The sequence below is a fragment of the Fodinicola feengrottensis genome (assembly GCF_010993775.1).
Taxonomy (GTDB): Bacteria; Actinomycetota; Actinomycetes; order Mycobacteriales; family HKI-0501; genus Fodinicola; species Fodinicola feengrottensis.
In genome coordinates this window covers 1-25,463 of sequence record NZ_WOTO01000054.1, presented here as the reverse complement: position 1 = coordinate 25,463, position 25,463 = coordinate 1, and the positions used below count along the sequence as shown (strand labels likewise).

25 protein-coding genes and 8 pseudogenes are annotated in these 25,463 nt (G+C 67.8%); 5 read left to right on the top strand and 28 right to left on the bottom strand.

The window, feature by feature from the left end; translation table 11 throughout:
- Positions 1–72: 72 nt before the first annotated feature.
- Entirely contained in the window at positions 73–357 is a 285-nt protein-coding gene (locus tag GNX96_RS58035; RefSeq protein WP_279582446.1) for a hypothetical protein, read from the top strand.
- 176 nt (positions 358–533) lie between these two features.
- On the opposite strand, the gene GNX96_RS58030 is transcribed toward GNX96_RS58035, so the two are convergent.
- From GNX96_RS58030 to GNX96_RS36975, 14 genes and pseudogenes are all read right to left on the bottom strand, one after another.
- Positions 534–887: a hypothetical protein gene (locus GNX96_RS58030; RefSeq protein ID WP_279582445.1), complete on the bottom strand. Its 354-nt coding sequence runs from the start codon at positions 885–887 to the stop codon at positions 534–536.
- Positions 888–1,021: 134 nt separating this feature from the next.
- The gene (locus GNX96_RS37035; protein WP_279582444.1) at positions 1,022–2,014 is read right to left on the bottom strand and encodes an ABC transporter substrate-binding protein; all 993 of its coding nucleotides are present in this window, start codon (positions 2,012–2,014) and stop codon (positions 1,022–1,024) included.
- 131 nt (positions 2,015–2,145) lie between these two features.
- Positions 2,146–3,920: pseudogene (gene aspS, locus GNX96_RS37030) on the bottom strand (aspartate--tRNA ligase).
- Between the two features lie 146 nt (positions 3,921–4,066).
- Complete coding sequence (locus tag GNX96_RS37025; RefSeq protein WP_163572451.1) at positions 4,067–4,963, bottom strand: sialidase family protein; 897 nt, start codon at positions 4,961–4,963, stop codon at positions 4,067–4,069.
- Positions 4,927–5,442 (bottom strand): hypothetical protein, encoded by a 516-nt coding sequence (locus GNX96_RS37020; protein WP_163572450.1) that lies wholly within the window; start codon positions 5,440–5,442, stop codon positions 4,927–4,929. Before GNX96_RS37020 ends, GNX96_RS37025 begins: the two co-directional genes overlap by 37 nt.
- On the bottom strand, positions 5,439–6,005 hold the full coding sequence (locus GNX96_RS37015; protein ID WP_279582443.1) for an RNA polymerase sigma factor: 567 nt from the start codon (positions 6,003–6,005) through the stop codon (positions 5,439–5,441). Before GNX96_RS37015 ends, GNX96_RS37020 begins: the two co-directional genes overlap by 4 nt.
- 103 nt (positions 6,006–6,108) lie before the next feature.
- Positions 6,109–6,456, bottom strand: coding sequence for a hypothetical protein (locus GNX96_RS37010; protein WP_163572448.1), 348 nt, complete (start codon positions 6,454–6,456; stop codon positions 6,109–6,111).
- Positions 6,440–6,967, bottom strand: coding sequence for a hypothetical protein (locus GNX96_RS37005; protein WP_163572447.1), 528 nt, complete (start codon positions 6,965–6,967; stop codon positions 6,440–6,442). Before GNX96_RS37005 ends, GNX96_RS37010 begins: the two co-directional genes overlap by 17 nt.
- Positions 6,964–7,323, bottom strand: coding sequence for a hypothetical protein (locus GNX96_RS37000; RefSeq protein ID WP_163572446.1), 360 nt, complete (start codon positions 7,321–7,323; stop codon positions 6,964–6,966). Before GNX96_RS37000 ends, GNX96_RS37005 begins: the two co-directional genes overlap by 4 nt.
- Positions 7,320–7,922, bottom strand: coding sequence for an RNA polymerase sigma factor (locus tag GNX96_RS36995; RefSeq protein ID WP_163572445.1), 603 nt, complete (start codon positions 7,920–7,922; stop codon positions 7,320–7,322). Before GNX96_RS36995 ends, GNX96_RS37000 begins: the two co-directional genes overlap by 4 nt.
- Before the next feature lie 180 nt (positions 7,923–8,102).
- Positions 8,103–8,573, bottom strand: coding sequence for a sigma-70 family RNA polymerase sigma factor (locus GNX96_RS36990; protein WP_163572444.1), 471 nt, complete (start codon positions 8,571–8,573; stop codon positions 8,103–8,105).
- A 242-nt stretch (positions 8,574–8,815) separates the two neighbouring features.
- Complete coding sequence (locus tag GNX96_RS36985) at positions 8,816–9,787, bottom strand: sialidase family protein (RefSeq protein WP_163572443.1); 972 nt, start codon at positions 9,785–9,787, stop codon at positions 8,816–8,818.
- A 40-nt stretch (positions 9,788–9,827) separates the two neighbouring features.
- On the bottom strand, positions 9,828–10,040 hold the full coding sequence (locus GNX96_RS36980; protein ID WP_163572442.1) for a hypothetical protein: 213 nt from the start codon (positions 10,038–10,040) through the stop codon (positions 9,828–9,830).
- Entirely contained in the window at positions 10,037–10,435 is a 399-nt protein-coding gene (locus GNX96_RS36975; RefSeq protein ID WP_163572441.1) for a sigma factor-like helix-turn-helix DNA-binding protein, read from the bottom strand. The genes GNX96_RS36980 and GNX96_RS36975 overlap by 4 nt, the downstream gene beginning before the upstream one ends.
- A gap of 45 nt (positions 10,436–10,480) precedes the next feature.
- Here GNX96_RS36975 and GNX96_RS36970 point away from each other — a divergent pair, with 45 nt between their 5' ends.
- Positions 10,481–10,960, top strand: coding sequence for a hypothetical protein (locus tag GNX96_RS36970; RefSeq protein ID WP_163572440.1), 480 nt, complete (start codon positions 10,481–10,483; stop codon positions 10,958–10,960).
- Between the two features lie 6 nt (positions 10,961–10,966).
- Here GNX96_RS36970 and GNX96_RS36965 read toward each other — a convergent pair whose 3' ends face one another.
- The 4 genes from GNX96_RS36965 to GNX96_RS36950 all read right to left on the bottom strand — a co-directional run bounded on the left by GNX96_RS36965 (position 10,967) and on the right by GNX96_RS36950 (position 14,587).
- Positions 10,967–11,809 carry a hypothetical protein gene (locus tag GNX96_RS36965; RefSeq protein WP_163572439.1) on the bottom strand — a complete coding sequence of 281 codons (843 nt, stop codon included), beginning with the start codon at positions 11,807–11,809 and terminating at the stop codon, positions 10,967–10,969.
- A complete protein-coding gene (locus GNX96_RS36960; RefSeq protein ID WP_163572438.1) occupies positions 11,802–12,359 on the bottom strand; it encodes a SigE family RNA polymerase sigma factor in 558 nt (185 codons plus the stop codon). The genes GNX96_RS36965 and GNX96_RS36960 overlap by 8 nt, the downstream gene beginning before the upstream one ends.
- A gap of 130 nt (positions 12,360–12,489) precedes the next feature.
- The gene (gene hisS / locus GNX96_RS36955; RefSeq protein WP_163572437.1) at positions 12,490–13,833 is read right to left on the bottom strand and encodes a histidine--tRNA ligase; all 1,344 of its coding nucleotides are present in this window, start codon (positions 13,831–13,833) and stop codon (positions 12,490–12,492) included.
- A 52-nt stretch (positions 13,834–13,885) separates the two neighbouring features.
- Entirely contained in the window at positions 13,886–14,587 is a 702-nt protein-coding gene (locus GNX96_RS36950; RefSeq protein ID WP_163572436.1) for an MBL fold metallo-hydrolase, read from the bottom strand.
- 16 nt (positions 14,588–14,603) lie between these two features.
- Here GNX96_RS36950 and GNX96_RS36945 point away from each other — a divergent pair, with 16 nt between their 5' ends.
- The 3 genes from GNX96_RS36945 to GNX96_RS36935 all read left to right on the top strand — a co-directional run bounded on the left by GNX96_RS36945 (position 14,604) and on the right by GNX96_RS36935 (position 16,276).
- Positions 14,604–15,074 carry a hypothetical protein gene (locus tag GNX96_RS36945; RefSeq protein ID WP_163572435.1) on the top strand — a complete coding sequence of 157 codons (471 nt, stop codon included), beginning with the start codon at positions 14,604–14,606 and terminating at the stop codon, positions 15,072–15,074.
- Positions 14,975–15,574 carry a peptidylprolyl isomerase gene (locus tag GNX96_RS36940; RefSeq protein ID WP_279582442.1) on the top strand — a complete coding sequence of 200 codons (600 nt, stop codon included), beginning with the start codon at positions 14,975–14,977 and terminating at the stop codon, positions 15,572–15,574. The genes GNX96_RS36945 and GNX96_RS36940 overlap by 100 nt, the downstream gene beginning before the upstream one ends.
- 66 nt (positions 15,575–15,640) lie before the next feature.
- Positions 15,641–16,276 carry a hypothetical protein gene (locus GNX96_RS36935; RefSeq protein WP_279582441.1) on the top strand — a complete coding sequence of 212 codons (636 nt, stop codon included), beginning with the start codon at positions 15,641–15,643 and terminating at the stop codon, positions 16,274–16,276.
- Positions 16,277–16,802: 526 nt separating this feature from the next.
- Here the strand turns inward: GNX96_RS36935 and GNX96_RS36930 are convergent.
- The 10 genes and pseudogenes from GNX96_RS36930 to ruvA form a co-directional block, all read right to left on the bottom strand.
- Positions 16,803–19,112 (bottom strand): annotated as a pseudogene (locus tag GNX96_RS36930) (RelA/SpoT family protein).
- A gap of 238 nt (positions 19,113–19,350) precedes the next feature.
- Positions 19,351–19,882, bottom strand: a pseudogene (locus GNX96_RS36925) (adenine phosphoribosyltransferase).
- A 396-nt stretch (positions 19,883–20,278) separates the two neighbouring features.
- Positions 20,279–20,401 (bottom strand): annotated as a pseudogene (locus tag GNX96_RS65820) (protein translocase subunit SecF); the annotation flags it as partial.
- A 233-nt stretch (positions 20,402–20,634) separates the two neighbouring features.
- A pseudogene (locus tag GNX96_RS58020) lies at positions 20,635–21,153 on the bottom strand (protein translocase subunit SecF); the annotation flags it as partial.
- 1 nt (position 21,154) lies between these two features.
- On the bottom strand, positions 21,155–21,682 hold the full coding sequence (locus GNX96_RS36915; protein ID WP_390624238.1) for an MMPL family transporter: 528 nt from the start codon (positions 21,680–21,682) through the stop codon (positions 21,155–21,157).
- Between the two features lie 127 nt (positions 21,683–21,809).
- Positions 21,810–22,235, bottom strand: a pseudogene (locus GNX96_RS65815) (SecDF P1 head subdomain-containing protein); the annotation flags it as partial.
- Complete coding sequence (locus GNX96_RS65810; protein ID WP_390624239.1) at positions 22,156–22,863, bottom strand: hypothetical protein; 708 nt, start codon at positions 22,861–22,863, stop codon at positions 22,156–22,158. The pseudogene GNX96_RS65815 and the gene GNX96_RS65810, both read right to left, overlap by 80 nt.
- 386 nt (positions 22,864–23,249) lie before the next feature.
- Positions 23,250–23,744, bottom strand: coding sequence for a preprotein translocase subunit YajC (gene yajC / locus GNX96_RS36905; RefSeq protein WP_163572431.1), 495 nt, complete (start codon positions 23,742–23,744; stop codon positions 23,250–23,252).
- A 173-nt stretch (positions 23,745–23,917) separates the two neighbouring features.
- Positions 23,918–24,905, bottom strand: a pseudogene (gene ruvB / locus GNX96_RS36900) (Holliday junction branch migration DNA helicase RuvB).
- A 217-nt stretch (positions 24,906–25,122) separates the two neighbouring features.
- A pseudogene (gene ruvA, locus GNX96_RS65805) lies at positions 25,123–25,401 on the bottom strand (Holliday junction branch migration protein RuvA); the annotation flags it as partial.
- Between the last annotated feature and the right edge of the window lie 62 nt (positions 25,402–25,463).

Genomic DNA, 25,463 nt, shown 5'->3' with positions numbered 1-25,463 from the left:
TCGGTGTCGTGGATGACGATCGTGTTGATCCGCTCGTCCTTCGGGCGGTTGGCCAGATCGTAGTTGCCGTAGTTGCCCTTGTCCGTGCCGTCGCCGTCGAGCGCGTACGCGGCCGGTACGAAGTCGCAGCCGAGCCGAGGCGGGCACTCGGTGCCGGCCTGGTTGGTCGCGGTCGAGGTCGCCAGGCTGGCCGGCACCGACTGGTCGGCGGGCAGCGTGATCGACTGGCCCTCGGCGGTGGTTCGGGTGGCCCCCGTACGGATCACGTCGAAGGTGTCCGCCGCGTACTCGTCGCTGCCGGTGAGGGCTTTGACGGCCGGATACCAGCCGGCGACGGTGGTCGGCAGCGCGCCGTGACCGAGCTGGCGGGCCTGCGCGGCCAGCAGTACGGCGCCGCCGCGCACGTTCTGCGCCGGGTTCGACCGAAGCGTGCTCGCTGGTACGCCGAGCAGCCCCCCCGCGCGCGTGCAGCGTGTCGTCTTTCGCCGCGGTCGGCACCGCGGCCGCCTTCGGGGTGGCCGCCGGGGCGATCGTCAACGGCCGGGACGCGTCGCCGCGCGCGTCACCCCCGTGGAGTCGTCGGCGTGGGTCTTGCCCCACGCGGCCCGCAGCGCGGACATGTCGGTGAGATTCATCGGCCCGTACCCGCCGGCCGTGCTCGGCCCGCCCGCGTGGCTGTCCCACTGAGACGCTAAATACGACACCGAAAGCAGCACCGACGCCGGCACTCCGGTGGCCGTCGAGGCGGCCGCGAAGTCAGCCTGCGACACCCCGGCCGGCGGTGCGGCACTGGCCGAACTGACGGCGCTCGCCGCCAACCCGGCCCCCAACAGGCACGCTGTCGCCGCTCCGGCGACGATGCGTACCCGAACACGTCCGTTGGACACGAAAGACTCCCCTCTCCAAACTGAGGGAACGCTAGCGTCTGGGACCCCCTGTTGTCTCTAGTGTGCGGACATTAAAAACAAGCTGACTTTCATTGACGACAATTAATCCGTCAGCGCTTTCGCGCGGCTTTTGCCTAGACGGTACGCAGCACGCCGGCCATCTTCGGCAGGATGGCGGTGAGGCCGTACGGGATGCTCAGAATCGTGTCGCAGGAAAGCGCGAGGCCTTCGTCCTTCAGGCTCAGCCGGATCACCGCCTTGCGCCTGGCCACATTCAGGCCGTTGAAGAGTTGGTCGGCGTCCACCGCCTTGCCAGCCGCGTCATCGAACGCGACGATCACCACCAGATCCGACTCCAGCAGGTCGACCTTCTCCCGGCTGATCGGCACGGTGAACTTGCTCACGCCGAGCGCGTCGACCTTCGGCGCCGGCTTCAGCCCGAGCCCGGCCATAAACTGCATGCGCGCGTCCTGCCTGGTGTACGCGTTGTACGTACCGGCCGCGCCGGAAAAGACGGACGCGACGACCACGGTCTTGCCGTTGAACGCGGGATGCGCTTTCCGGGCCGCCGCGAACTGGGCTTCCGCGGCGGTGACCAGCAGCTTTTCAGCAGCCTGCCGTTGCCAGAGCGCGGCGCCGATCGACCGCGCCTGCTGCTGCCACGGCACACCCCAGTCGATGTAGCCGGCCGGCGGCGCCACCACCGGCGCGAGCTGGCTGAGCTTGTCGTACCGATCCTTGGTGAGGTTGCTCTGCACCGCCAGAATCAGGTCCGGCGCCAGCTTGGCCACCGTCTCCACGCTGATCTCGCCGCCGCCAACGAACAACTGCGGCTTGGCTTTGCCCAGCTGCCTCGTCGCCCACGGACCCACACCCGTCGGCGTACCAACGAAGTTCGACAGGGCCACCGGCACCACTCCGAGCGCCAACGCCACGTCGTGATCGGTCGTCCCCATCGACACCACTCGCAGCGGCCGCTTGGCCACCACACTCGTGCCGAACTTGTGCTTCAGCGTCACCCCACCGCCAGCACTGTCGGTCGCCGCCGTGCCGCCGGCGCACGCGCTCACCCCGACCAAGCCGGCCCCCGCCAAACCCGCCAGGACCGCCCGCCTGCTCACCGCCATAACCACTCCCCTATTTAGGCAAGGCTTACCTTAATAGACGCGTCACGGGTGCGGCGATCCCCTGACCGCATCGACGCGATGCGTGCGTCAGGCGCACGCATCGCGTCGATGTGGTCAGGGGATGGGGTGGGTCAGGACTCCTTGGGTTTGGCGTCGACGCCGGCTTCGCGGCGCTGCTGCTGTGTGATGATCGGGGCGGCGCCGAGGTCAGCGGGTCGAATCCGCCGCCGGTCTTCGGGAAGGCGATCACGTCGCGGATGGACTCCGAGCCGGTCAGCAGCGCGGTGATCCGATCCCAGCCGAACGCGATGCCGCCGTGCGGCGGCGGCGGACCGAAGGCAAAGGCGTCCAGCAGGAAGCCGAACTTCTCCTGCGCCTCATCCTCGCCGAGGCCCATGATCTCGAAGACCCGCTTCTGCACGTCCCGACTGTGAATACGGATCGAGCCTCCGCCGATTTCGTTGCCGTTGCAGACAATGTCGTACGCGTACGCCAGCGCGCTGCCGGGGTCCTTGTCGAACGAATCGATCCATTCCGGCTTGGGTGAGGTGAAAGCGTGGTGGACGGCGGTCCATTTGCCGCCGCCAACGGCCACGTCACCGGCCGACACCGCGGCCTCGGCGGACTCGAAAAGCGGCGCGTCGACGACCCACACGAAGGACCAGACGCTCTCGTCGATCAGGCCGAGGCGGTGGCCGATCTCCACCCGGGCCGCGCCGAGCAGCGCGCGGGCGCTGGAGATGTCGCCAGCGGCAAAGAAAACCCGCGTCGCCTACCGAGGCGCCAGTGGCCGCGGCCAGGCCGTCCCGCTCGGTTTCGGAGAGGTTCTTCGCGACCGGACCGCCGAGCGTGCCGTCCGCCAGGAACGTCACGTACGCGAGGCCGCGGGCGCCGCGCTGCTTCGCCCAGTCCTGCCAGGCGTCGAACTGCCGGCGCGGCAGCGAGGCGCCGCCGGCCATCACCACGGAACCCACATACGGCGCCTGGAAAACCCGGAACGGGGTCTGCGCGAAATACGAAGTCAGCTCGGTGAGCTCCAGCCCGAACCGCAGGTCCGGCTTGTCGCTGCCGTACTTGCTCATCGCGTCCGCATACGTCATTCGCGGCACTGGCAACGAAATCTCGTGTCCGATGAGCTTCCAGAGCGAGACCAGGATCTGTTCCGCGACCGCGATGACGTCGTCCTGCTCCACAAAGGACATCTCGACGTCGAGCTGGGTGAACTCCGGCTGCCGGTCGGCCCGGAAGTCCTCGTCCCGGTAGCAGCGGGCGATCTGGTAATACCGCTCCATGCCGCCGACCATCAGCAGCTGCTTGAAAAGCTGTGGCGACTGCGGCAACGCATACCAGGAACCGGGTCGCAGCCGGGCCGGGACCAGGAAGTCGCGGGCGCCTTCGGGCGTGGAACGGGTCAGCGTGGGCGTCTCGATCTCGATGAAAAACGTTGTCATGCAAGACATTGCGGGCCGCCCGGCTGACCTCGCTGCGCAGCAGCCGGATGGCCTTGCCAGGACCGGACCGGCGCAGGTCCAGATAGCGGTATTTGAGCCGTACGTCCTCACCGACCTCGATGTGGTCGTCGATCTGGAACGGCAGCGCGGCCGCGCCCGGACAGCACTTCCAGCTGCTCGACAATGACCTCGACGGCACCCGTCGCGATGCCGTCGTTGGCGTTGCCGTCCGGGCGCTGGGAGACCGTCCCGACGACCTTGATGCAGTATTCGTTGCGGAGGTTGCGGGCGACGTCCTCGTCGCGTACGACGACCTGGGCGACCCCGGAAGCGTCCCGCAGGTCGAGGAAGGCCACCCCACCGTGGTCGCGGCGGCGGGCCACCCAGCCGGCGAGGGTCACGGTCTGGCCGGCGTGCGACAGGCGCAACGTGCCGGCTTCATGCGTACGAATCACGAGAAACTCCTGGAATATGGCTTGGCCGATGAACGAGCGAAGATCACCGACCGGTATCTCGCCTACGCACGACTCCCCCTGGGCACAAGCTGTGGACCGGTCCCATCGTACGGACCGGCCCACAGCCGCCACGAACAGGTTTGCCGCTACTTGATCGGCGGCTGCCGCACGGCCTTCCAGGTGAGGCCGTCAGCGGAGACCATCGTCGCCGGGACCGCGCCCTTGGCCGCGTCGCCGTTCGTACGGAAGACATAGCCACCGTTCGGGAGCGCGGTGACCGGCCCGCCCGTTGGCAGTTGCGCGCCGACCCCGGTGGTGCTCGGGTCAGCCGGCAAGGTAGCTATCTTGCTGAAGGTGCGCCCGCCGTCGGTCGACCGGAGCATCTGCCACTGGGCCGACTGCCCGTTGACGACCGAGCCGGCACCGACCAGGCTGCCGTCCGCGAGGACGACCAGGTTCTGCATCTCGGAGACGCCACTACCAATCGGGGTACGCGCTCCCCAGGTCTTGCCGCCATCGTGGCTGACCCGCAGCCCAATCGGGACCTGCTGATTGCTGTTAGCGCGCGGGCTGTCCGGCGCGCCTAGCAGGTACGCGGTCTGCCCGTCGCGGGTGGCGAATTCCTGGTAGCCGTTCGTCATCCCGTCGTCCACCGAGGCGTTCGTCCAGCTCGCTCCGCTGTCGTGGCTGACCTGCATATCGGTGACGCCCTGCGAACGGCTGCCGATCACCCACAGCGAGCCGTCAGCGGCCCGTTTGACGTTGTACGGCTGGGTTGTCGGCTGGGTCGTGAGTGGGTGGTCCACGTCGGTGTTCGGGTCGACCGCGTCCAGGCTCGGGAGCTTGGCGCCCGCGACGTACCGGATCCGCATCGGCCAGTTCTTCGGCACAGTTCGCACCGGGCTCCCTACGGCCAGGACCTGGTCGCCGTACGGGGCGTTGTCGACTGGCGCCACCTTGCCGCCCTGCCCGGCGGGGGTCCAGGTCGTCCCGCCATCGTGGGTGATCATCGAGCCGATAACCACAGTGTCCGCGGCCAGCACCACGACCTGAGCGGGCTGGGGGCTGTATCGCCCCATCGCTCAGCGGCCGCGCGCTGCGTCCACGCGCCGTTCTGCAGCGGGTCGGGCAGCAGCCGGCTCGCCCAAGTCTTGCCACCATCGATGCTGCGGGCCAACGCGTACTGCTTCGGCTTGAGCTCGACAACGGAGTAAATGTGGGTGGCGCTCGCGGGCTTGAGCGACTGGATCTTCAGCGCACCGGTCAACGGCACTGCGTCTGTCTTGTACGTCCCGGCCGCCGGAGCGACCGGCCGTGGCTTCGACTGGCCGCCATGCAGGCCGTACGAGCCGACCACCACGGCGGCGGTGACCGCCGCGAGACCGGCCACCATGCCGACCCGATTGCGGGCCTTCCGACGGCCGGCGGCCGCCCGCAGGTGCTGCACCGATGGCAGCTGCGCGCTCAGAACCTGGTGACGAATATCTGCGATCTGTTCTTCTGAAACCTCGGTCGGGCTCATTTCTCACTCCCGGTGGAAACGGTCTTCTTGGCGGGGCGGGTGACCGGATCGTCGTCACTGAGCAGCTGGGCCAGCGCCTGCCGGGCCCGCATCAGCCGGGACTTGATCGTCCCGCTGGGCGTCTTCAGAACGCTGGAGATCTCCTCGACCGTCATGTCGGCGAAGTAGTGCAACGCGATCGCCTCGCGTTGACCGTCCGGCAGCTGCTGGATGGCCGTCAGCACGGCGACCCGGTCCGGCGCCAGACCGGGAACCGTCTCGTCCGGTGGCCGAACCTGCCTGAGCAACACCCCGAGCCGGCGATGCCGCCGATAGCGGCCGCGCGCGACATTCAGGGTGACCGTACGCATCCACGCCACCGGATTGTCGGCGTTGACCACCCGGGACGGGTGCTGGAAGGCCCTGATGAAAGCCTCCTGCACGGCGTCCTGGGCGTCGCCGAGGTTCCCGGTCAGTGCGTACGCGGCGAGAACCAGCTGATGCCCGGTGTCCCGGTACAGCTGCTCCACAACCGCGGTAGGGCTGGTCGGAACCTGCTGGTCCGTCCGCATCCGTACCCCCATGTCACCAGTGACTCAATCCTGTCATCTCACCGATGCACGCCAGGGCCGAAGCGGTTCCATCCAATTTTTTCACTGACCAACCAACCAAGATCACGACCCACGATCACACGGTGATCGGGGGCAGGCGTACGGGCGCCCAGTCCTGGCCGTTCGCCGCGAAGCGGGCGGTGATCTTGCTGGTGAGAACGAACCCACCGGTCACCGAGCGGGTCAGCTCGGCGCTGCCCGGCACGCTGGTCACCTTGGTGGCGAACGTACGCCCGCCGTCGCCGCTCAGGTAGAGGTCGCTGGCCGCCGCTTCGTCGGCGAGCGCGATCAGGGTCCGGTTGTCGGCGAGCAGCTGCAGGCCCGCGAGCAGGAAGCCGACCGAGCCGGTGTAGGTCCAGTGCTGGCCATGGTCACGCGTGACGTAGACCTTCGAACCGTCCGCCGGATCATCGGTCGCGGCCACCGCCAGGTAGCCGACCGTGCCGTCGATCGATCGTGGTCAGCCCACCGCCGCGTTGCGGCACGTCCGGGCGAGGCACGAAGTCGCGCCAGCTCTGGCCGCGGTCCCGGCTCACCCAGGCCGTGGTGGGGTTGCCGGCCGGCTTCGCGCCGAACGGGCCGAAACCCCACAGCGAGCCGTCGGTGGCCACCAGCGCCTGATAAAGCCCGTCCTGTTGGACGGTCTGGTGCCGCGCATCGAAGACATGCTCTACACCGGTCTTCGGGTCGAGCATGGTCACCCCGGCCGACCCAGGCCCGGCGAACCAACCGGCCGGCAGCCGATCGATGGAGGGACCGGTGTCCAGTCGCGGCGAATTCCAGGTGCGGCCGCTGTCATGGGTGATCACCTCGGTCCCGCCGCCCTGTTCGCCGACCCGTACGACCGCCGCCGTGAGGACCGTCATCCGCAGGTCATGCTGGGCCTCCAACGGAATCCGGTAGCCCCGCCACCGCTGGCCGCCGTCACCGGTCACCGCGAGCGCCCCCAGGTCGACCGATCGCCGGCCGAGACCGCCAGCGCGTACGTGATCGCGGTGCTGACCGGCGCGACCTGGACCATCTCGAACTGCTTGTTGAGAGTGACCGGGGCGGCGGTGACTCGATCGTCCGAGGAGGACGGCGGGGTCGTCGCCGAGCGCGGCATCACGAACAAGCCGGACAGGCCGGCCACCAGCACCACCGCCAGCGCGACCGCGCCGAGCTGCCAGCGCTGTCGGCGTCGGCGCCGACGACCCAGCTCGCGGATCGCCGGAACGCCGGGCAACCGGCCTCGCTCGATCACGTCGGCGCGGGTCTCGCCGAACCCGTCGTACAAGTCGAGTCTGGTCATCGGCCGATCCCCTTCGCGGCCCCCGCCACCGCCGGCACCGGCAGCTCGACCGGTTCGGCGAGGTGCGGCTCCAGATCGATGCCGTGCTCGCGCAGCGTCTTCGCCAGCGCCCGGCGGCCGCGATGCAGCCGCGACTTGACCACGTTCACCGAGACCTTCAGCGTCTGCGCGACATCCTCGAGGGACAGGTCGGCGAGGTAGAACAGCGTGATGACCTCTCGTTGCGGGCGCGGCAGGCCCCGGACCACCTGGGTGAGGAACAGCCGATCCGGCTCCGCCGCCGGCACCTCGACCGGCGCCGGCGGCAGCCGTCGGAGCAGCACATTCAGTCGCTGGCGGCGGCGGAAGCGGCTGCGGGCGATGTTCAGCGTGACGATCCGCATCCAGGCCACCGGGTTGTCGGCCCGGGCCACCGCGGACGGGCGGGCGAAGGCTCGTACGAACGCTTCCTGGACGGCGTCCTCGGCCTCGGCCAGGTCACCGGTCAGCGCGTACGCGGCCACCAGGAGCTGCCGGGACGACTCCCGATAGAGCCGCTCCACCACTGCCTCGGCGGCCGACGACGGCCGGTCCGGCCCGGCAGCACCGTGTTCACCCACGCATGAACCCCCGTCCGGTCCCGGACCTGCCATCCGCATCAATGACTCCCACGACCCCGGCCCAGGTTACGCACCGGACCGAAAAATCTTTTGCGGTGCGGCGGTGATGAGGGGAATCGAAACCGGGCTGGCGGACGTGGTCGCTCAGGGCCGTCCGGACATCGGTGAACTCAAGGTCGTTCATCGCGTGGACTCCTTGGTGGTCGAAGAAGAAGCGTCGATCGGGGTCAGGTCGGCCAGCAGGGTGGCCAGCGCGGCTCGGCGGCGGGACAGCCGGGCCTTGACCGTGCCGGTAGGTACGCCCAGCGTCCTTGCCACCTCATCGACCGAAAGGTCGGCGAGGTGGTAGAGCGCGATCGCCTCGGCCTGACTCCGCGGCAACCGGCGGATCGCGGCCAGCACCGCCAACCGGTCCGGCGTGACACCCGGGATGTTCTGCGCAGGCGGCGGCTCCCGGCGTAACAGCACGTCCAGGCGGTGCCGGCGACGGAACCGGCTGCGCGCGATGTTCAGCGCCACCTTGCGCAGCCACGCCTCCGGACTGTCCGCCGCGAGCACCGGACCCGGCCGGGCCAGCGCTCGTACGAACGCCTCCTGCACCGCGTCCTGGGCCTCGGCGGCATCGCCAGTGAGCGCGTACGCGGACAGCACCAGACGCTGTACGCCCCGCGGTAGAGCGGCTCGAGGCTCGCCTCGGCCGCCGGTCGCGCCGCCGGACGGGCCGACACCTCCGGTATTTCCGCTGCCACCATCGCTCCTCCATGTCCCCGCCTCCGAACTGACGCCACTAGACGCACGCGAGGACCGCATCGGTTGCATCGACTTTTCTTCGACCCATAGACCCCACCGCCCCGACTGGCGATTCGCCAGTCGGGGCGGTGGGGGGGTGCGGGTCAGTTCAGGTCCCAGCTGACTCCGGACGGGTAGGTCATCGATTGGTACGTCTCGCCGTCCGATGACACCGGGTCGTAGATTTCCGTCCAGTTATTGGGAGGTCTGCCCCGGAAGCCCTCGGCGAAATACACTCCCGTTACCCTTTTCTCGATCAGTGAGAACACCTCGGTGGCCGGGCTTCGCGCGACAAATGTGTGGCCTTGGTCTTTACTCACCACCAAAGGTCCACCGATCTCATAGGTGCGGTCGACCCCCATCAAGTCACCGTTGGCCAGCAGGTGGAACGAAACCAGGGACGGCGCGGCGGTAGTCCACGAGCGCCAGTTGATCCCGCCATCGTCCGTACGGTAAATGGCCGCGGGCTTGCCAGCCGCACTGTCGGTGCCGAAAATCGCATACCCGATGCGCCCGTCAACGCTCGTGGATGACACCCAGGAGGAGCCCTTCCGGTCCGGCGGGGCGAAGGTGGACCAGGTCCGGCCGCGGTCGTGACTGACCGCGACCCCAGTGCCCTGGTAGCCCGGAACAGTCCACAGCGAGCCGTCCGTCGCCTGGGTCACCCCTTCGCTTTCTCCATCCCCATGATCCGCGGGTTGATTCGCGAGAAAATGTGCCTGTCCGGTAGTCGGATCAAGAGCAGCCAGGGCGTGTGGGTCTTTTGGTTTGATCTGGTGCGAAAAGGAGTCCGCTGGCAGCACGATCCAGCCAACTGGAGCGGCCTGCACCGAGCCGTCAAGCTTCTGCGGCTGCCAGGTTTCGCCACCGTCGTGGCTGATGAATCCGTTTGCTACCAAGGTGTTCTCGTCCAGCGGGAGAATCGGGCTGCCCTGGTTCACCGCGCCGCTCGCCGTGGCGTCTGGCACCGAATGGGCGTGCCACGTTCGGCCGCCGTCGGACGTACGAGCGAGCACCAATGGGCCGCGGGCGCAGCTGCCCGTGCGCAGGGCGAGATAGCTGACCTGACTGCTCACTGGGCGCTCCGCGCAGAGCTTGTTGGCACCCAGAAGGTCATCACCGCGAGCAGGACCGACTTCGCGCGGCGCAAAAAGAGAGCGGGGCGGCAACGACTGCCGTCACCGCGACCACGACCACCACCCCAGCGACCATCGCCGCCCGGTCGCGGTGCCGGCGGCGGTCGCCAGCCGAGATGACCGTGCTGAAATCAGGAGTCTTGATGCGCTCGCGTACAGCCGTACGGCCGGTTTCGAAATCTTCGCTGTTCACGACCGCTCCTCGTCTTTTTCGTTCTGCTCAGTCAGAATCGCGTTCAGTGCGACCCAGGCCCGGGACAGCCGGGCCTTGATCGTGCCGACCGGGGCGCCGAGCGTACGGGCGATCTCGTCGATCGGCAGGTCCGCCAGATAGTGCAGCGCGATCGCCTCGGCCTGCGGCGCCGGCAGGTTCCGGATCGCCGCCATGGTGGCGAGCCACTCCGGGCCGGCGCCTGGGATTGCCTCCGGCCGCGGCGGGATCCGCCGCATCAGCACGTCTCGCCGGTGCCGGCGGCGAAACCTGGTCCGCGCGATGTTCAGTGACACCGTCCGCAACCAGGCCTCCGAGCTGTCCGCGGCCAGCACTTTGTACGGTCGGGCCACCGCTCGTACGAACGCCTCCTGCACCGCGTCCTGCCGCCACACCCCCCATGGGGCATGACGGCCGTACGTGTGCGAAGGTACTTCTGGCCCGGCACCTGCGGCGCCTTCGACCAGTGTTCGCCGTCGTCGGAAATCGACTGCTTCCCTGGCTCACCGCTGTTGGAAGAGCCGATGTACGACCCGACCGCAGTGGTCTTCAGGCTGGAGAACCCGGCGGTGCCAGCGATCTGCTGGAACGTCTTTCCGCCATCCCGGCTCAGCAAGAACCCGGGCGCCGCGGACGTCGCAGGCTTTCCAGGCGAGGTGACGTGGCGCGGTGCGGCGAGTAGAGCGCCGTCCGGCAACACCGCGATCAGGTCCACCGGCGGCGTCCCCAGCTGGGTCTTCTGCCACGTCTTCCAACCGTCATGTGACACCAGCACACTCGGGGGAATGCTGGCCAGCAGACCAGACAGTGTCGCGTACGCCGTTCCGTCGGTGCCGGACATCGGAACGCCAGCGCACCCGTCCGCCTTGTCGATGGACAGGGTCGTCCAGGTGGCACCATGATCCACGCTACTGCTGAGGATGCACTTTCGACTCCGCGGAGTGGCTGAACCAGAGGCGCCCGCTGGCATCCACCGCACCCTCGGCGTCACCCCACGTCGTCGACGGCTGCTTCGCGAACGGATGCCAGCCGCCCTCGACCGGATCGATGGCGTACATGCCGCAAGTCGCGGGGATCCCCGCCTTGTTGTTGTCTACACAGAAGGCGCGTACGGGCCAGCCGGTGGGCGCTGACGGCACGGGCGCGGCGATCACCGCCGTGTAGAAATTCCCTTCGCCATGGTTCATCATGACGCCGTTGACGGCTGTTCCGGCGGTCTTCGTCCAGGTCTGCCCGGCATCGCGGCTGAGATAGTTGCCGATCTGGACCACCGTCCGGCTGATGACCTGCGGATACACCACATTCAGCGTCGAACCGGTCTGAATGAGCTGATCGCCCGTGGTGACACCGATTCCCGGCGGCAGCCGCCAGGCCTTCCAGGTGTGGCCGCCGTCGACCGTACGCGCCATGGACGGCGCCTTCCCCTCGCTCAGCGTCACGGCAAGCGCCTCGCGGGTGTCCAGCTCGCCGTACCAGGAAAGAGTCACCGGTGCTCCGGTCAACAAGACCTCGGCGCCAGCAACCGGACCGGCGACCGCACCCGCGAGCGGATCGGCGCTCTGGACACCGGCCAGTCGACCTTGGGCCAGCGGCACTACAGCGGCGGCCAGCGCCACTACCGCGACCGCCGCGGCCACTGCGCCGACCCGCCGACGATTGCGCCGACGCTTGCCGTCGCCCTGGATCTGGGCGAATTCCGGGATGACCACCTGGTCGGCGAGTTCTTCTTTCGTACCTTCGAAATCAAGCATTGTCATCGTCGTCCCCAAGATCGTCACCGAGCAGTCCGGCGAGTTTGGTACGGCCGCGCTTCAGCCAGGACTTCACGGTCCCGACCGGCGCACCGAGAATCTCGGCCACCTGGGTCACCTCAAGATCGGCGAGGTGGTGCAGGGCGATTGCCTCCCGCTCACGGACCGACAGTTGCCGCATCGCGTGCAGGAGGGCGATCCGGTCCGCCGCCGACATGCCCGGCAGGGTTTCCGGAAGCGGCGGCTTGCGGCGCATCAGCATGTCGAGATGCTGCCGCCGACGGAATCGGCTGCGGGCCACGTTCAGCGCCACCGTCCGCAGCCAGGCCTCCGGGTTCTCGGCCCGCAACACCTTCTGTGGCGCGGCGACGGCCCGTACGAAGGCCTCCTGGACAGCGTCCTGCGCTTCGGCCAGATTCCCCGTCAACCCGTATGCGGCGACCACCATTCGGCGGGCGCAGCCGCGATAAAGCTCCTCGATCGCGGCCACGTCCGTCAGGCCGGCGGCGCCACCGCCGTCCCTTAATATGTCAGGTTTCACTACTGCCATAGCAGCATCCACCCGGTCCTCCCCACGCTGGCTTGCCATGTCATTTGGCATGTCAGAGGAAGGACCCACAGGACGTGAGCCCGGATGCACCACTCGCCGAATCTAGCGATCTGGCGGCGTTTTGTCCGTTCTAGGGTCGGACGATGCGGGGGCGCAGGTCTTCGGCAGGAGGAGCCCAGTCGGCGGCGGTCGCGTCGACCTGGTCGCCGGAGCGGATGTCCTTGACCTGGTCGGCGCCGCCGTCCCGGCCCGGGAACCACACGTACGGGATGCCGCGCCGCTCGGCGTAACGGATCTGCTTGCCGAACTTCGCCGCGGTCGGCGAGATCTCGACGGCGATCCCGCGGCCACGCAGCGCGGCCGCGATCCGTCGGCCAGCCGGCCGGTCGTCCTCGGACGGCAACGCGACCAGCACGCAGGTCGGCACCGACCGGGTCGCGGTCAGCAGCTCGCGGCCGAGCAGCCGGGCCAGGATCCGGGACACCCCGATCGACAGGCCGTTTCCTGGGTACGTCGTTTTGCCGTCGGTCGCGAGTGAGTCGTACCGGCCGCCGGAGCAGACGCTGCCGAGCTCCTCGTGGCCTTCCATCACGGTTTCGTAGACCGTGCCGGTGTAGTAGTCCAGGCCGCGGGCGATTTTCAGGTCAGCGATCAGGAAACCCGGCGCGTACTCGATGCCGGCGGCCACCACCGCGGCCAGCTCCTGGAGCCCGGTTTCCAGTAGCTCACCGGAAACCCCGAGTGCCCTTACGCGGTCCACAAAGGACAGATCGGTCGTACGGATCTCCGCCAACGACAAGCACAAGTCGGCCTGCTTGTCGGACAACGACATTTCCTCGACAAGCAGCTTTCGTACGAGCGCGGGCCCGATCTTGTCCAGCTTGTCGATCCGCTGCAACACCCCGAGAGTGTCCTGGACACCAACCCCGCGATAGAAGCCCTCAGCGAGTTTTCGGTTGTTGACGCTCATCTTCAGAGGTGGCAACGGCAGCGTGGAGACCGCGTCCGCGATCACCACCAGCGGCAGCTCGATATCCACGTGCGCGGGCAGCGTGTCCCGGTCGATCACGTCGATGTCGGCCTGCAGGAACTCCCGATAGCGACCCTCCTGCGGCCGCTCACCCCGCCACGCCTTCTGGATCTGGTAGCGACGGAACGGGAACTCCAGCTTGCCGGCGTTTTCCAGCACATACCGGGAAAACGGCACGGTCATATCGAAGTGCAGCGCCAGCGTCTTGGCCGGGTCCAGGTCTTCGTTGCCTTCGGCGTGCAGCCGCCGTACGACATAAACCTCTTTGTCGATCTCACCTTTGCGTTGCATGGTTTCCAGCGGCTCGACCGAGCGAGTCTCGACGGAGGAGAAGCCGTGCAGCTCGAACGTACGACGGAGGGTGTCGACGACCTGCTGCTCGACGATGCGCTGCGCCGGCAGCCATTCGGGGAAGCCGGACAGTGGTCGGGGTGAGGTGGGCATAACGGTGCTCCTGAACGTGGTTTGCGGGCGGTGGCTGCGTGGTTTGCGGCGCTCAGCCGCCGATATGCCCCTCGACCAGCCCCACCAGGAACGGGTTGGACGCCCGCTCCCGCCCGATCGTGGTGGCCGGGCCATGGCCGGGCAGCACGACGGTCTCGTCAGCCAGCGGCAGGATCCGCTCGGCCAGACTGCGCTGCATCGCGTCGTGGTCGCCGCCGGACAGGTCCGTACGCCCGATGGAACCGGCGAACAGCACGTCACCTGCGAAGCACAACTCCGGTCCGTCCGGCTGGGGCAGCCGGAACAACACCGAGCCCTCGGTGTGGCCAGGCGCGTGGTCGACGGTCAGGGTGAGACCGGCGAAGGTCAGCGAGTCGCCGTCCGCGAACGTACGAGCGTCGCTGGGCTCGGCCCATTTCGCGGACTGTCCGAACTGCTGCTCCAGCATCCGCACCAGGTCCGGCCCGAGGTCGCCGAGCGGGTCACGCAGCCGGTATTCGTCGTCGGTGTGGATGAGCGCCGGAATCCCGCTGGCGTCGCAAACCGGGGTCACCGACCAGGTGTGGTCTCCGTGGCCGTGTGTCAGCAGCACCGCCTGCGGCTCCAGCCGGTGCTTCGCGAGCACCTGGCCGAGCTGCTCGACCACCCCGATGCCGATGCCGGGGTCGACGACCAGGCACGGACCACCCGCCTCGGGTGCGACGACATAGCAGTTCGTCGCGAACGCGGCAGCGGGAAAGGACACAACCAGCACCTCATGAGCCTACCGGGTGAGCCAACTCGTAGACTCGCCGCGGATAGCGATCATCTCCCGACGAGCACCGACCGCGGCTGTTGGCCCGACCCGGCCAGCCAAGACACCGCAGGATAAGGAGCCACGAGTGCCCGGCAAATCCGGCCGCGACCGCCAGCGCGCCCTCGCCCGTGCCAAGCTCGAACGCCAGATGGCCCGGCGCGCCGCCGCGGCCCGCAAGCGTCGACAGATGCAGGCAGGCATCGGCGCCATCATCGCGGTGGTGATCGTGATCGCCGGCGGCTGGTTCCTGATCAGCAAGTTCGGCGGCGGCAACAAGACCAACGCCAACGCCGCCGCCACCCCCCATCTGCCAGCGTGTCCGCCTCCCCGGCGCCCGGGTCCTGTGTGTACGCGAAGGACACCACCAACCCGCCACCCAAGGGCGCCCGCAGCGTCGGCGTACCGACCACCACGAACGTGCCACACACCGGCACCCAGACGGTGACCATGACGACCAACCAGGGCGTCATCGAGTTCACCCTGGAAACCGCGAAGGCACCGTGCACGGTGCACAGTTTCACCTTCCTGGCCGGCAAGAAATATTACGACGGCACGCCCTGCCACCGGCTGCTGGTCACCGGCTCGTTCGCGCTGCAGTGCGGCGACCCGAGCGGCACCGGCACCGGCACGCCCGGCTACGAGTTCGGCACCGAGAATCTGCCCACCGGCGCCAATCCGCCCTATCCGGCGGGCACCGTCGCGATGGCCAAGGGCTCTGACCCGAACAGCAACGGCAGCCAGTTCTTCATCGTCAACAAGGACAGCAGCTTCGACGGCCCGAACTACTCCGTCTTCGGACACGTCACCAAGGGTCTGGACGTCGTCAACAAGATCGCCGCTGGCGGGGTGAAGCTCGGCCCGAACGCAGCGGCCGGCTCCGAGCCGGACGCCCCCAAGATCAACGTACAAATCACGTCGATCACGGTGACTCCCCCGGCCTCCTAAAGCCGACGACCGCGGGGGTGACGTTTGCGAACGTCGCCCTCGCGGTTTCTTTTGTCCACAGGCGAGTTGGTCCGGAAGTTATCCACAGATCCGAGGTCGGCGGGCGTACGAGCCGGCGCTGGCGGCGAGGATGGATCCCGTCCCCGCCGGGCCGGTGACGGGAAGGCACCCGGCCCGGCGAGGCGCCCGTTTTCCGCCTCACCCCAGGAGAAATCCATGCGATCACTGTTCTCGCTGTTTTTCCTCGCGTTCCTTGGAATAGCCGCCCTGCCGACACCGGCGAGCGCCGATCCCATCACCGTTGACGGATACGCGATCACCTATCTCCCGCAACAGATTTCCGCCACTCCAACGGCATTCGCGTACGACTGGGGAGACGTCGACTTTCACAGCCAGGTCTGGGAATCCGGCAACGACCAACAGGGCTGGCAAGTCGATCTCAGCATCGCCATTCTGCGCGGCCCGCGACTTTCCAGCGCCGCCAACGTCAATTCCTTCTGGCGGGAATACACCAAGGGCGACGACCAGCCCTGGCGTCCCATTCCCATTCGCGTACACGGTAAACCGGGCTTTCGCAGCGGTGACCGGATCGTCTGGCTCGACCAACCCGGCATCGCCCCCACCGTCAACCTCGACCTGACCCGCTTCGGCGCCGGCGAACTCCTGCCCACCGCCCGAGGCCTGCGCCAACTCCCCGACTAACGTTGCTTCTCCGATCCTTGCGGTTTTGTGGGATGCCCGGTTTTAGGGATTAGGACCTTCTACCTCTGGAGATGGGAAAGAGCAACGGGGGCCGTCTAGTTTGTTGGTGGTCTCTGGCACTCGTTCTCTCCGCTGGGCGCCCTCATAGCCGATAGTTGTGCGGTCCCTGATCGTCGCGACTCTGCGTGTCGAGACTCCCGCCCAGCGGTCACTGTCGAAGTTGGCGTTGTTGATCTTGGTTAGTTGGCCCGTACATAACGGACATCGGTCCGGAATGTCCTTTTCGCACCGGCCAACTAACCAAGATCAACAACTCCATCCCAACATCCGGGACAGCAATACCTCAACAGTCACATCAGCCCCACCGACAACAGGTCCGTTGCCGAGTGCGGGACAAAACCCCGCACTCAACGTCGAGTGCGGGATAAAGTCCCACACTCGACGAAAATCCAGCCCCACCCAGCAAATGAGCAGCCCGGGAATTCCCTCTCCTCAGAGGCAGCCGCCGCTTTGGACCTTGACGGCCCTATTCAGACGCCCCACCGGACGTGACTCGGTACGCGTCATAAACACCCCTCGACCTTGCGTACGTTTCGCATCAGGTGCCCGAGGTGCTTCGGGTCGGCCATCTCAAAGGTGAATCGGCTGACCGCTACCCGGTCCCGGGTCGTCGTCACCGTCGCGGACAGGATGTTGACCTTCTCGTCGGACGCAGCCTGGTCACGTCCGACAGCAGCCGGTGCCGGTCCAGCGCCTCGACCTGGATCGCGACCAGGAACATCGAGCCGGCCGACGGGACCCACGAGACCTCCATCAGCCGTTCCGGCTGGGCCCGCAGGTCTTCCGCGTTCGTGCAGTCGGCGCGGTGCACGCTGACGCCGCCGCCGCGGGTGACGAAGCCGAGGATGTCGTCGCCGGGGACTGGGGTGCAGCACTTGGCGAGCTTCACCCACACGTCGCTAGCGCCTTTGACGACCACGCCCGGGTCGTTGATCGCCTGAGTGCGCCGCCGCTCCTTGACTGGGCTGGCCGCCTCAGCGAAGTCCTCGGTGGCGCCTTCCAGACCGCCGAGCAGCGCCATCAGCCGCTGGACGACGGACTGAGCGGACATCTGGTTCTCGCCGACCGCCGCGTAGAGCGCCGACACGTCGGTCAACCGCAGATCGCGTACGACATTCAGCAGCGCGTCACCGCTCAGCACCCGCTGCAGCGGCAGGGCCCTGCTTGCGCATCGCCCGGGTGATCGCGTCCTTGCCAGCCTCGATGGCGTCGTCGCGGCGCTCCTTGGCGAAGTGCTGCTTGATCTTCGTACGGGCGCGGGGGCTCGCGACGAAGCTCAGCCAGTCCTGGCTGGGGCCGGCGTGCTCGCTCTTGGAGGTGAACACGTCCACGGTGTCGCCGTTGGCGAGCCGGCTCTCCAGCGGCACCAGCTTGCCGTTCACTCGGGCGCCGATGCAGCGGTGCCCGACCTCGGTGTGCACGCTGTACGCGAAATCGACCGGCGTCGACCCAGTGGGCAGCGCGATCACGTCACCCTTCGGGGTGAAGACGTAGACCTCCTGGCCGCGCAGGTCAAAGCGCAGCGACTCCAGGAACTCGCCCGGGTCGACGGCCTCTTTCTGCCAGTCCAGCAGCTGCCGCAGCCAGGTCAGCTCGTCGCTGTCGGCCGGCGGGCCGGCCACCTCGGAGCCCTTCGCGTCCTTGTATTTCCAGTGCGCCGCGATGCCGTACTCAGCCGTACGGTGCATCGCCCAGGTCCGGATCTGCAGCTCGACCGGCTTGCCTTCCGGACCGATCACGGTCGTGTGCAGCGACTGATACATGTTGAACTTGGGCCGCGCGATGTAGTCCTTGAACCGCCCGGGCACCGGTTGCCAGGTCGCGTGGATGACCCCCAGCGCCGCGTAACAGTCTCGCAGCGAGTCGACCAGCACCCGTACGCCCAGCAGATCGTAGATGTCGGCGAAGTCGCGGCCGCGGACAATCATCTTCTGGTAGACGGAATAGAGGTGCTTCGGCCGGCCGCTGACAGTCGCCTTGATCTTGGACGTCTTCAGCTCGGCTGACACCCGCTCGGTGACCGACTCCAGCACCGCGTCCCGGGCCGGCGCCTTCTCCGCGACCAGCCGGGCGATCTCCTGGTAGCGCTTGGGATACAGGGCCGCGAAGGCCAGATCCTCCAGCTCCCACTTGACCGTGTTCATGCCGAGCCGGTGGCCAGCGGAGCCAGCACCTCCAGCGTTTCCTTGGCTTTGCGCTCCTGCTTGGCGCGCGGCAGGAACCGCAGAGTCCGCATGTTGTGCAGCCGGTCGGCCAGCTTGATGACCAGCACGCGCGGGTCGCGGGCCATCGCGACGATCATCTTGCGGATCGTCTCGGCCTCGGCCGCGTCGCCGAACTTGACCTTGTCCAGCTTGGTCACGCCGTCGACGAGGTGCGCGACCTCGCCGCCGAAGTCGGCGGACAGCTGCTCCAGGGTGTAGCCGGTGTCCTCGACGGTGTCGTGCAGCAGCGCCGCGACCAGCGTCGTGGTGTCCATCCCCAGCTCGGCGAGAATCGTCGCCACCGCGAGCGGATGGGTGATGTACGGGTCGCCGCTGCGGCGCATCTGGCCGCGGTGGAACTCGTCCGCCGTGTCGTACGCGCGCTGCAGCAGCCGGACGTTGGCCTTGGGGTGCGCCGCTTTGTGCGTCGCCGCGAGCGGCTCCAGAACCGCCTGCACGGGTGCTGAGCTGGGATTACTGCCGAAACGAGCGAGCGCGGCGCGAACCCGGCGGCCGGTATGGCCCCCCTGCTGGGGCACATCGAGCGCGGCGTCGTCGTCCCCGGACAGCAGAGCAGCGCTCTGGTCCAGGTCTCCTACCGCATCGGTGGCCACGGCACTGCTCCTTGACACAACCCAGTCGATCTTGGCGGGTGGATATCCATCCACAGTGCCAGTGATCAACTGCTTCGATCAAGTGGCACCACAGATCACCATCGTATCCCGCGCCATGTGGCCACGTATGGCGGCAGGCGCATTGGCCAGTACGAGTCGTTTCGACAAGGCCTCTGACCAGCTACTACCCGAGAAATCAGACTGATAACAATGCGTGTATCGGAAGATTACTATGCGTATTGGCGATCCGGGATCGGCCACCGAGCGCGGCCAACTCCAGTACGACTGACACGCCGACCACCCGGCCGCCACCGCGCCACAGCAGCTCCGAAGCAAGCCACCACCGTACCGCCGGTCGCCAGCACGTCATCGACCAACAGCACCCGGCGGTCCGCGAGCCCGGCCCGCTCCGGAATCTCCAGGGTCGCGGTGCCGTACTCCAGCTCGTACGTGATCGTGGTGGTCGGACCTGGCAGCTTGCCGGCCTTGCGGACCGGTATGACACCGGTGCCGGTGGCGTACGCGACCGCGGCTGCCACGATGAACCCGCGCGCCTCGATCCCGGCCACCAGGTCAAACGGCCCGGCGGCCGCGACGATCGCGTCCGCGCAGGCCCGCAGCGTCGGACCGTCACCGAACAGCGGTGTCAGGTCCTTGAAGAGCACCCCGGGCTTCGGGAAGTCCGGCACATCGACCACGTGGGCGGCGATCAGATCGGCCACCTCCATAGGCCCAGGACCAGCCCCAAGACCAGCACCGAGACCGGCGCCGGCCCCGGACGACACGGTCACCGGCGGCGCTTGCTGCCCGACGGTCGGCCCGGCCGGCCGCCCCGGCCGCTTACGCTGCGCCGGCCTACTCGTGGTCGAGGACGCGCCGGAAGCCTTCGACGCACCGGCGCCCACGGTCTCGCCGTCGTCGTCACCATCGACGTCCGCATCCACGGATCCGCCCTTGGTCACCGTGACCGTCGACTTCGAGGTGGCGGCCGGCTTGGGAGCGCCAGTCGCGGCGGCCCGGCGGGCCGCAACCCGCTTGGCCAGTGCCTTGTAGCGCGGCTCGCGCTCCTTCAGCTCGGCGGTGATCGGCGCGGCCAGGAAGATCGACGAATACGCGCCGGCCATCATGCCGATGAAGAGCACCAGACCCAGGTCCTTCAGGGTGCCCGCGCCCAGCAGCCCGGCACCGATGAACAGCAGGCCGGCGACCGGCAGCAACGCGATGATCGAGGTGTTGATCGACCGCATCAGGGTCTGGTTGATGGCGAGGTTGGCGGCCTCGGAGTACGAGTAACGGCTGCCGCCGAGGATGCCCTTGGTATTCTCCGCGACCTTTGTCGAACACCACGACCGTGTCATACAGCGAGAAACCCAGGATGGTGAGCAGGCCGATCACGGTGTTCGGGGTGACCTCGAAAACCGACCAGCGAGTAGATGCCGGCCGCGATCAACAAGTCGTGCGCGAGCGCGACGATCGCACCGACAGCCATCTTCCACTCGTACCGGAAGGCGAGGTAGACGATCAGGAGCGCGAGGAAGACCGCCAGTGCGATGAGCGCCTGAGAGGTGACCTGACCACCCCAGGAAGCGCTGACCTGGTTCTCACTGATGTTCTTCTGAGGCGTCTTGAGGGTGTTGGCGACCTGCGTTGCGATCTCGTTGGCTTGATCTTCGCCCATCGGGTCGATCCGGACCAGGTAGCTTTTCTGACCGGTCGCGCTGCTGAGGGTCTGAGTGCTGACCACGTGCGCCCTGAGGCCGGTGCTCGTCTTCGCGCTCGTCACAGCCGCCTCAGCGACCGCGCTGCTGGACGCGGCAGACGCGGGAATCTCGAACGACACGCCACCCTGGAAGTCGATCCCGAAGTGGAAGCCGCGGATGAGGAAGCTCAGAAGCGCGATCACCAGGATCGCGAGGCTGATCAAATACCAGGTCTTGCGCCGGCCGATGAAGTCGATGCCGGCCTCACCGCGATAAAGGCGCTGGGCGATGGACGGCATCTCAGGCTCCCTTGATGGCGGCGGACGCGGGCGCGTCGTCGGAAGGCTGCCGCGCCGCGCGGCCGAGGCCACTGATCCGCGCGGACATAAAGGTCTTGGACCTGGACAGCAGCGCGACCAGCGGATGGGTGAACACGAAGACGACCAGCAAGTCGACCACCGTGGACATTCCCAGCGTGAACGCGAAACCCTTCACCGCGCCGGAGGCGAGGATGTAGAGCACCGCGGCGGCCAGGAACGACACCGTGTCACCGGAGATGATCGTGCGCCGGGCTCGCACCCAAGCGCGGGGCACCGCACTTCGCGCTGTCTTGCCCTCCCGGATCTCGTCCTTTAGTCGTTCGAAGAAGATGACGAACGAGTCCGCGGTGATACCGATGGACACGATGAAGCCGGCTATACCGGCGAGGCTCAACGTGAATCCCAGAGCCCACGGGCGACCGAGCAGCACCAGAGTGCCGTAGATGATCCCGCCGGACAGCACCAGGCTGGCGACGGTAACCAGTCCGAGCAGCCGGTAGTAGAACATCACCCAGACGACCACCAGCGCGAGAGCCGATACCTCCGGCGATCAGGCCGGCTTCCAGCTGCTGCAGACCCAACGTCGCGCTGACACTGCTCAAGTTCTGCCTTGAGAAGGTGAGCGGCAGGGCGCCGTACTTGAGCTGGCTGGCCAGTGCCTGCGAGCTGTCCCTGGTGAAGCCGCCGCCGGTGATCTCGGCCTGGCCGGCGATCACGCCCTGGATCGTCGGCGCGGACACCACGGTGGTGTCCAGCACGATCGCGACCTGCTTGTTCAGCGCGGCCTGGGTCAGCTTGGTCCACTTGTCCTGGCCGGCGGCCTTGAAGTTGACCACCACCCGCCAGCCCGGCGTGGAGCCGGTGCTGCTGCCGGTGTTGTAGTCGAAGTCGGCGCTGGACACGTCGGTGCCGACCACCGTCGCCTTGTCCATCAGATACTTGTTCCCGGCGTCGCAGGCGACCTGCTGGGCATTGACGTTGTCAATCGAGCCCGGCGGCCGGAGGCCCAGCTTGGCGCAGGAGATTTGCGGGATCTTCAACTGCAGGTCGGTCGGCAGCACGGCGATCTGGGCCGGCGTGAGTTTCTTGAACGGGTCCAGGAACGAGGTGCCGGCCAACTGCTGCATGGTGGACTGAGCCTGCGTCGGGTCGGACAGGTCGACCTGCTGCAAGCCGGTCAGTATCTGCTGGTAGTACGCCTGGCCGCCGAGCGCCTGGATCACGCTGGCCAGGCTGGGCAGCTTGTCCGCGGCTGGCGCGCCGGAGCCGCCGGCCGGCGCGGGCGCTGCCGGCGACGGCGAACCGAACCGGATGGCTTCGGGTCGCGCTGGTGCTCGGCGTGGGCGTCGGGTTCGCCGCTGGCACAACCGCGGCCTTACCAGCCGAACCAGTGCCGACGGCCGGCACGATTTCTGCCTTGCCGGTCGAAGACGCCGGCTTCTTGGTCGGGCCGGGGTTCACGGCGGCGCCGGACGTCTTGGCCGACGGCGAAGCGCCGGGCTTGGGAGACGCGCTGCCGGACGGCTTCGGGGACGCGCTCGTGGACGGCTTGGGCGTCACCGCCGGGATGTCGGCGACTGTGCTGATCACCTGGCGGAACCGCAGCTGGGCGGTCTGCCCAACGCTGGCCAACTGGTCGGCACCGACGCCGGCGACGGTGACCACGATGTTGCGGTCGCCCTCGGTCACCACGTCGGGCTCGGCCACGCCGAGCGCGTTCACCCGCTGGTCGATGATGCTCCGGGCCAGCGCGAGGCTCTCCTGGGACGGCGCCTTCCCGTCCTGCGTGGTGGCGGTCAGCGTCTCGGTCGTCCCACCGACCAGGTCGAGACCGAGCTGCGGGAACGGCTGCGGGCGATGCTTGGAGTCTGCGCCCGGAAGGAAGAACACTCCCGCGTAAAGAGCCGCCACGATGACGACCAACGCGATGAAGTACCGCCCCACGCGAAGCTGGCCAGTTGGTGCCACGACAGTCCTGTCTCCTCGGTCGGTTGCTGTCCGGCAGCGAGCCGGCCCGCGGCGGGGAACGCCGTGAGGCCGGCTCGGTTACCGGAACGGGTCCGGGTCTGGGGCCTCTAGCTGTCTTTGGACAGCTTCGGGGCCTGGGTGCCGTCGCCGGCCGCCGACAGCACGTCGGCCTTGGGGTCTTCCTTGCTGAGATCGGTGTCGAGCTGGATGCGCTCGGCCTCGGGCACCTCGCCAGCCGCGTCCGCGCTGGTCGCCACGTCGTCGTCCGCAGCGTCTTCATCCGCGGCGTCGTCGACGGCCTCGGCGTCGCCCGGGGTGAGGATCCGGGCGACCGCCTGTCGGGTATACCGCGCGGTCACGCCCTCGTCGATCTCCAGGGTGACCGACTCGTCGTCGGAATCGACCACCGTGCCGTACAGGCCGCCGATGGTGACCACGTCCGAGCCGATGCCGAGCGTGTGCTGCATCTGCTGCATCTCTTTGCGGCGCTTGGACTGCGGACGAATCATGAAGAAATACATCAAGGCGAACAAAGCCACCACGATAAGCAGTGGGAACAAGGTGCTCGCTGAAGAGGACGTGCTAGCGGCCGCGATAACCACGTGGAACCTTTCGTCGAATTCCGCCCTGATCGCGCGAAGTCTAGTCAGCCGCGCGAGACGGAAATCAGCGGACCGCCGTTAGCCGCAAACGGACTCACTCGGTCACGCCGTGTATTGCAGCCCGCCGGACGACGGGCCTTATATAACTCTGATCAACCGCAGGTGTTGCTGAGTTACGGCCGCCCGCCAAACAGATCGAGCGTGCCGTCTCCTGCCGAGGGTACCCGGCCGAGGTGATGCCAGGCGGCCGGAGTCGCAACTCGGCCACGGGGAGTACGCGTCAGCAGGCCGGCACGCACCAGAAACGGCTCAGCGACCTCCTCCACCGTCTCCGGCTGCTCACCGACAGCGACCGCGAGCGTGGACAGGCCGACCGGGCCGCCGTGGAAAGACAGCACCAACGCGTGCAGCACCGCCCGGTCCAGCCGGTCCAGCCCCAGCTCGTCGACCTCGTACACCCGCAACGCTGCCCGGGCGACCGTGCGGTCGATGCTGCCGGCCGCCCGCACTTCGGCGTAGTCACGCACCCGACGCAACAGCCGGTTGGCGATCCGCGGGGTGCCGCGGGACCGGCCGGCGATCTCGGCGGCGCCGTCGTCATGCAGCCGTACGCCCAGAATGCCGGCCGAGCGGTGCAGCACTATCTCCAGCTCATCCGGGTCGTAGAAGTCCATGTGCCCGACGAACCCGAAGCGGTCGCGCAGCGGTGAGGTCAGCAGGCCGGACCGGGTGGTGGCACCAACCAGCGTGAACGGTTCGACGTCCAGCGGGATCGCGGTCGCGCCGGGGCCCTTTGCCGACAATCACATCGACCCGGAAGTCCTCCATCGCCGAGTAGAGCAGTTCCTCCGCCGGCCGGGCGATCCGGTGGATCTCGTCGACGAAGAGCACCTCCCCCCGCTCCAGGCCGGTCAGGATGGCCGCGAGGTCACCGGACCGCTCGATCGCCGGGCCGCTGGTGATCCGGATCGACACGCCGAGCTCGGCGGCCACGATCATCGCCAGCGAGGTCTTGCCCAGCCCGGGCGGCCCGGACAGCAGGATGTGATCCGGCGGTTTCTGCCGCAGCTGAGCGGACTTCAGCAGCAGGTCCAGCTGTTCGCGCACCCGCGGCTGGCCGATGAACTCGGTGAGCTGCCGCGGCCGCAGGCTCGCTTCCATCTCCGCTCGGCGGGCTGCGGCTCCTCGCCGTCGAAGGGATCCGTCATTTGCGCCCAAGATCCGGTCGCGCAGCTCGACGACGAGTTTTTCGGCGCCCTTGGGTCCCAGTCCAGGCGCTCGGGTGAGGGTCTTGTGGTCGCCGGTGGACACCGCGCGGGCGGATCTCGTCGGGGCTGAGCACGGCGAGGATCGCGCGGGCGACCTTCGGTCCGACGCCGTTCGCGGTCTGCAGCAGCTCGAAGAGGTCACGCTCCTCGTCGTCCGCGAAGCCGTACAACGTCAGCGAGTCCTCGCGGACGATCAGGCTGGTAGCGAGCCGGCCGGGGCTGCCGGTCCGGAGGTTGGCCAGCGCGTGTGGCGTACACAGGACCGCGAGGCCCACTCCGCCCACCTCGACCACCGCGTGGTCGACCCCTATCCGGGCCACCGTCCCGGACACCGACGTGATAATCGCTTCACTACCTGGGCGGCTGGGCCAGCGCGATTGCTCCTGCATCTTGGTCTGCATGATGGGTGTTCGCCAGCCAGTGGCAGATCGCCAGCGCGAGCGCATCCGCC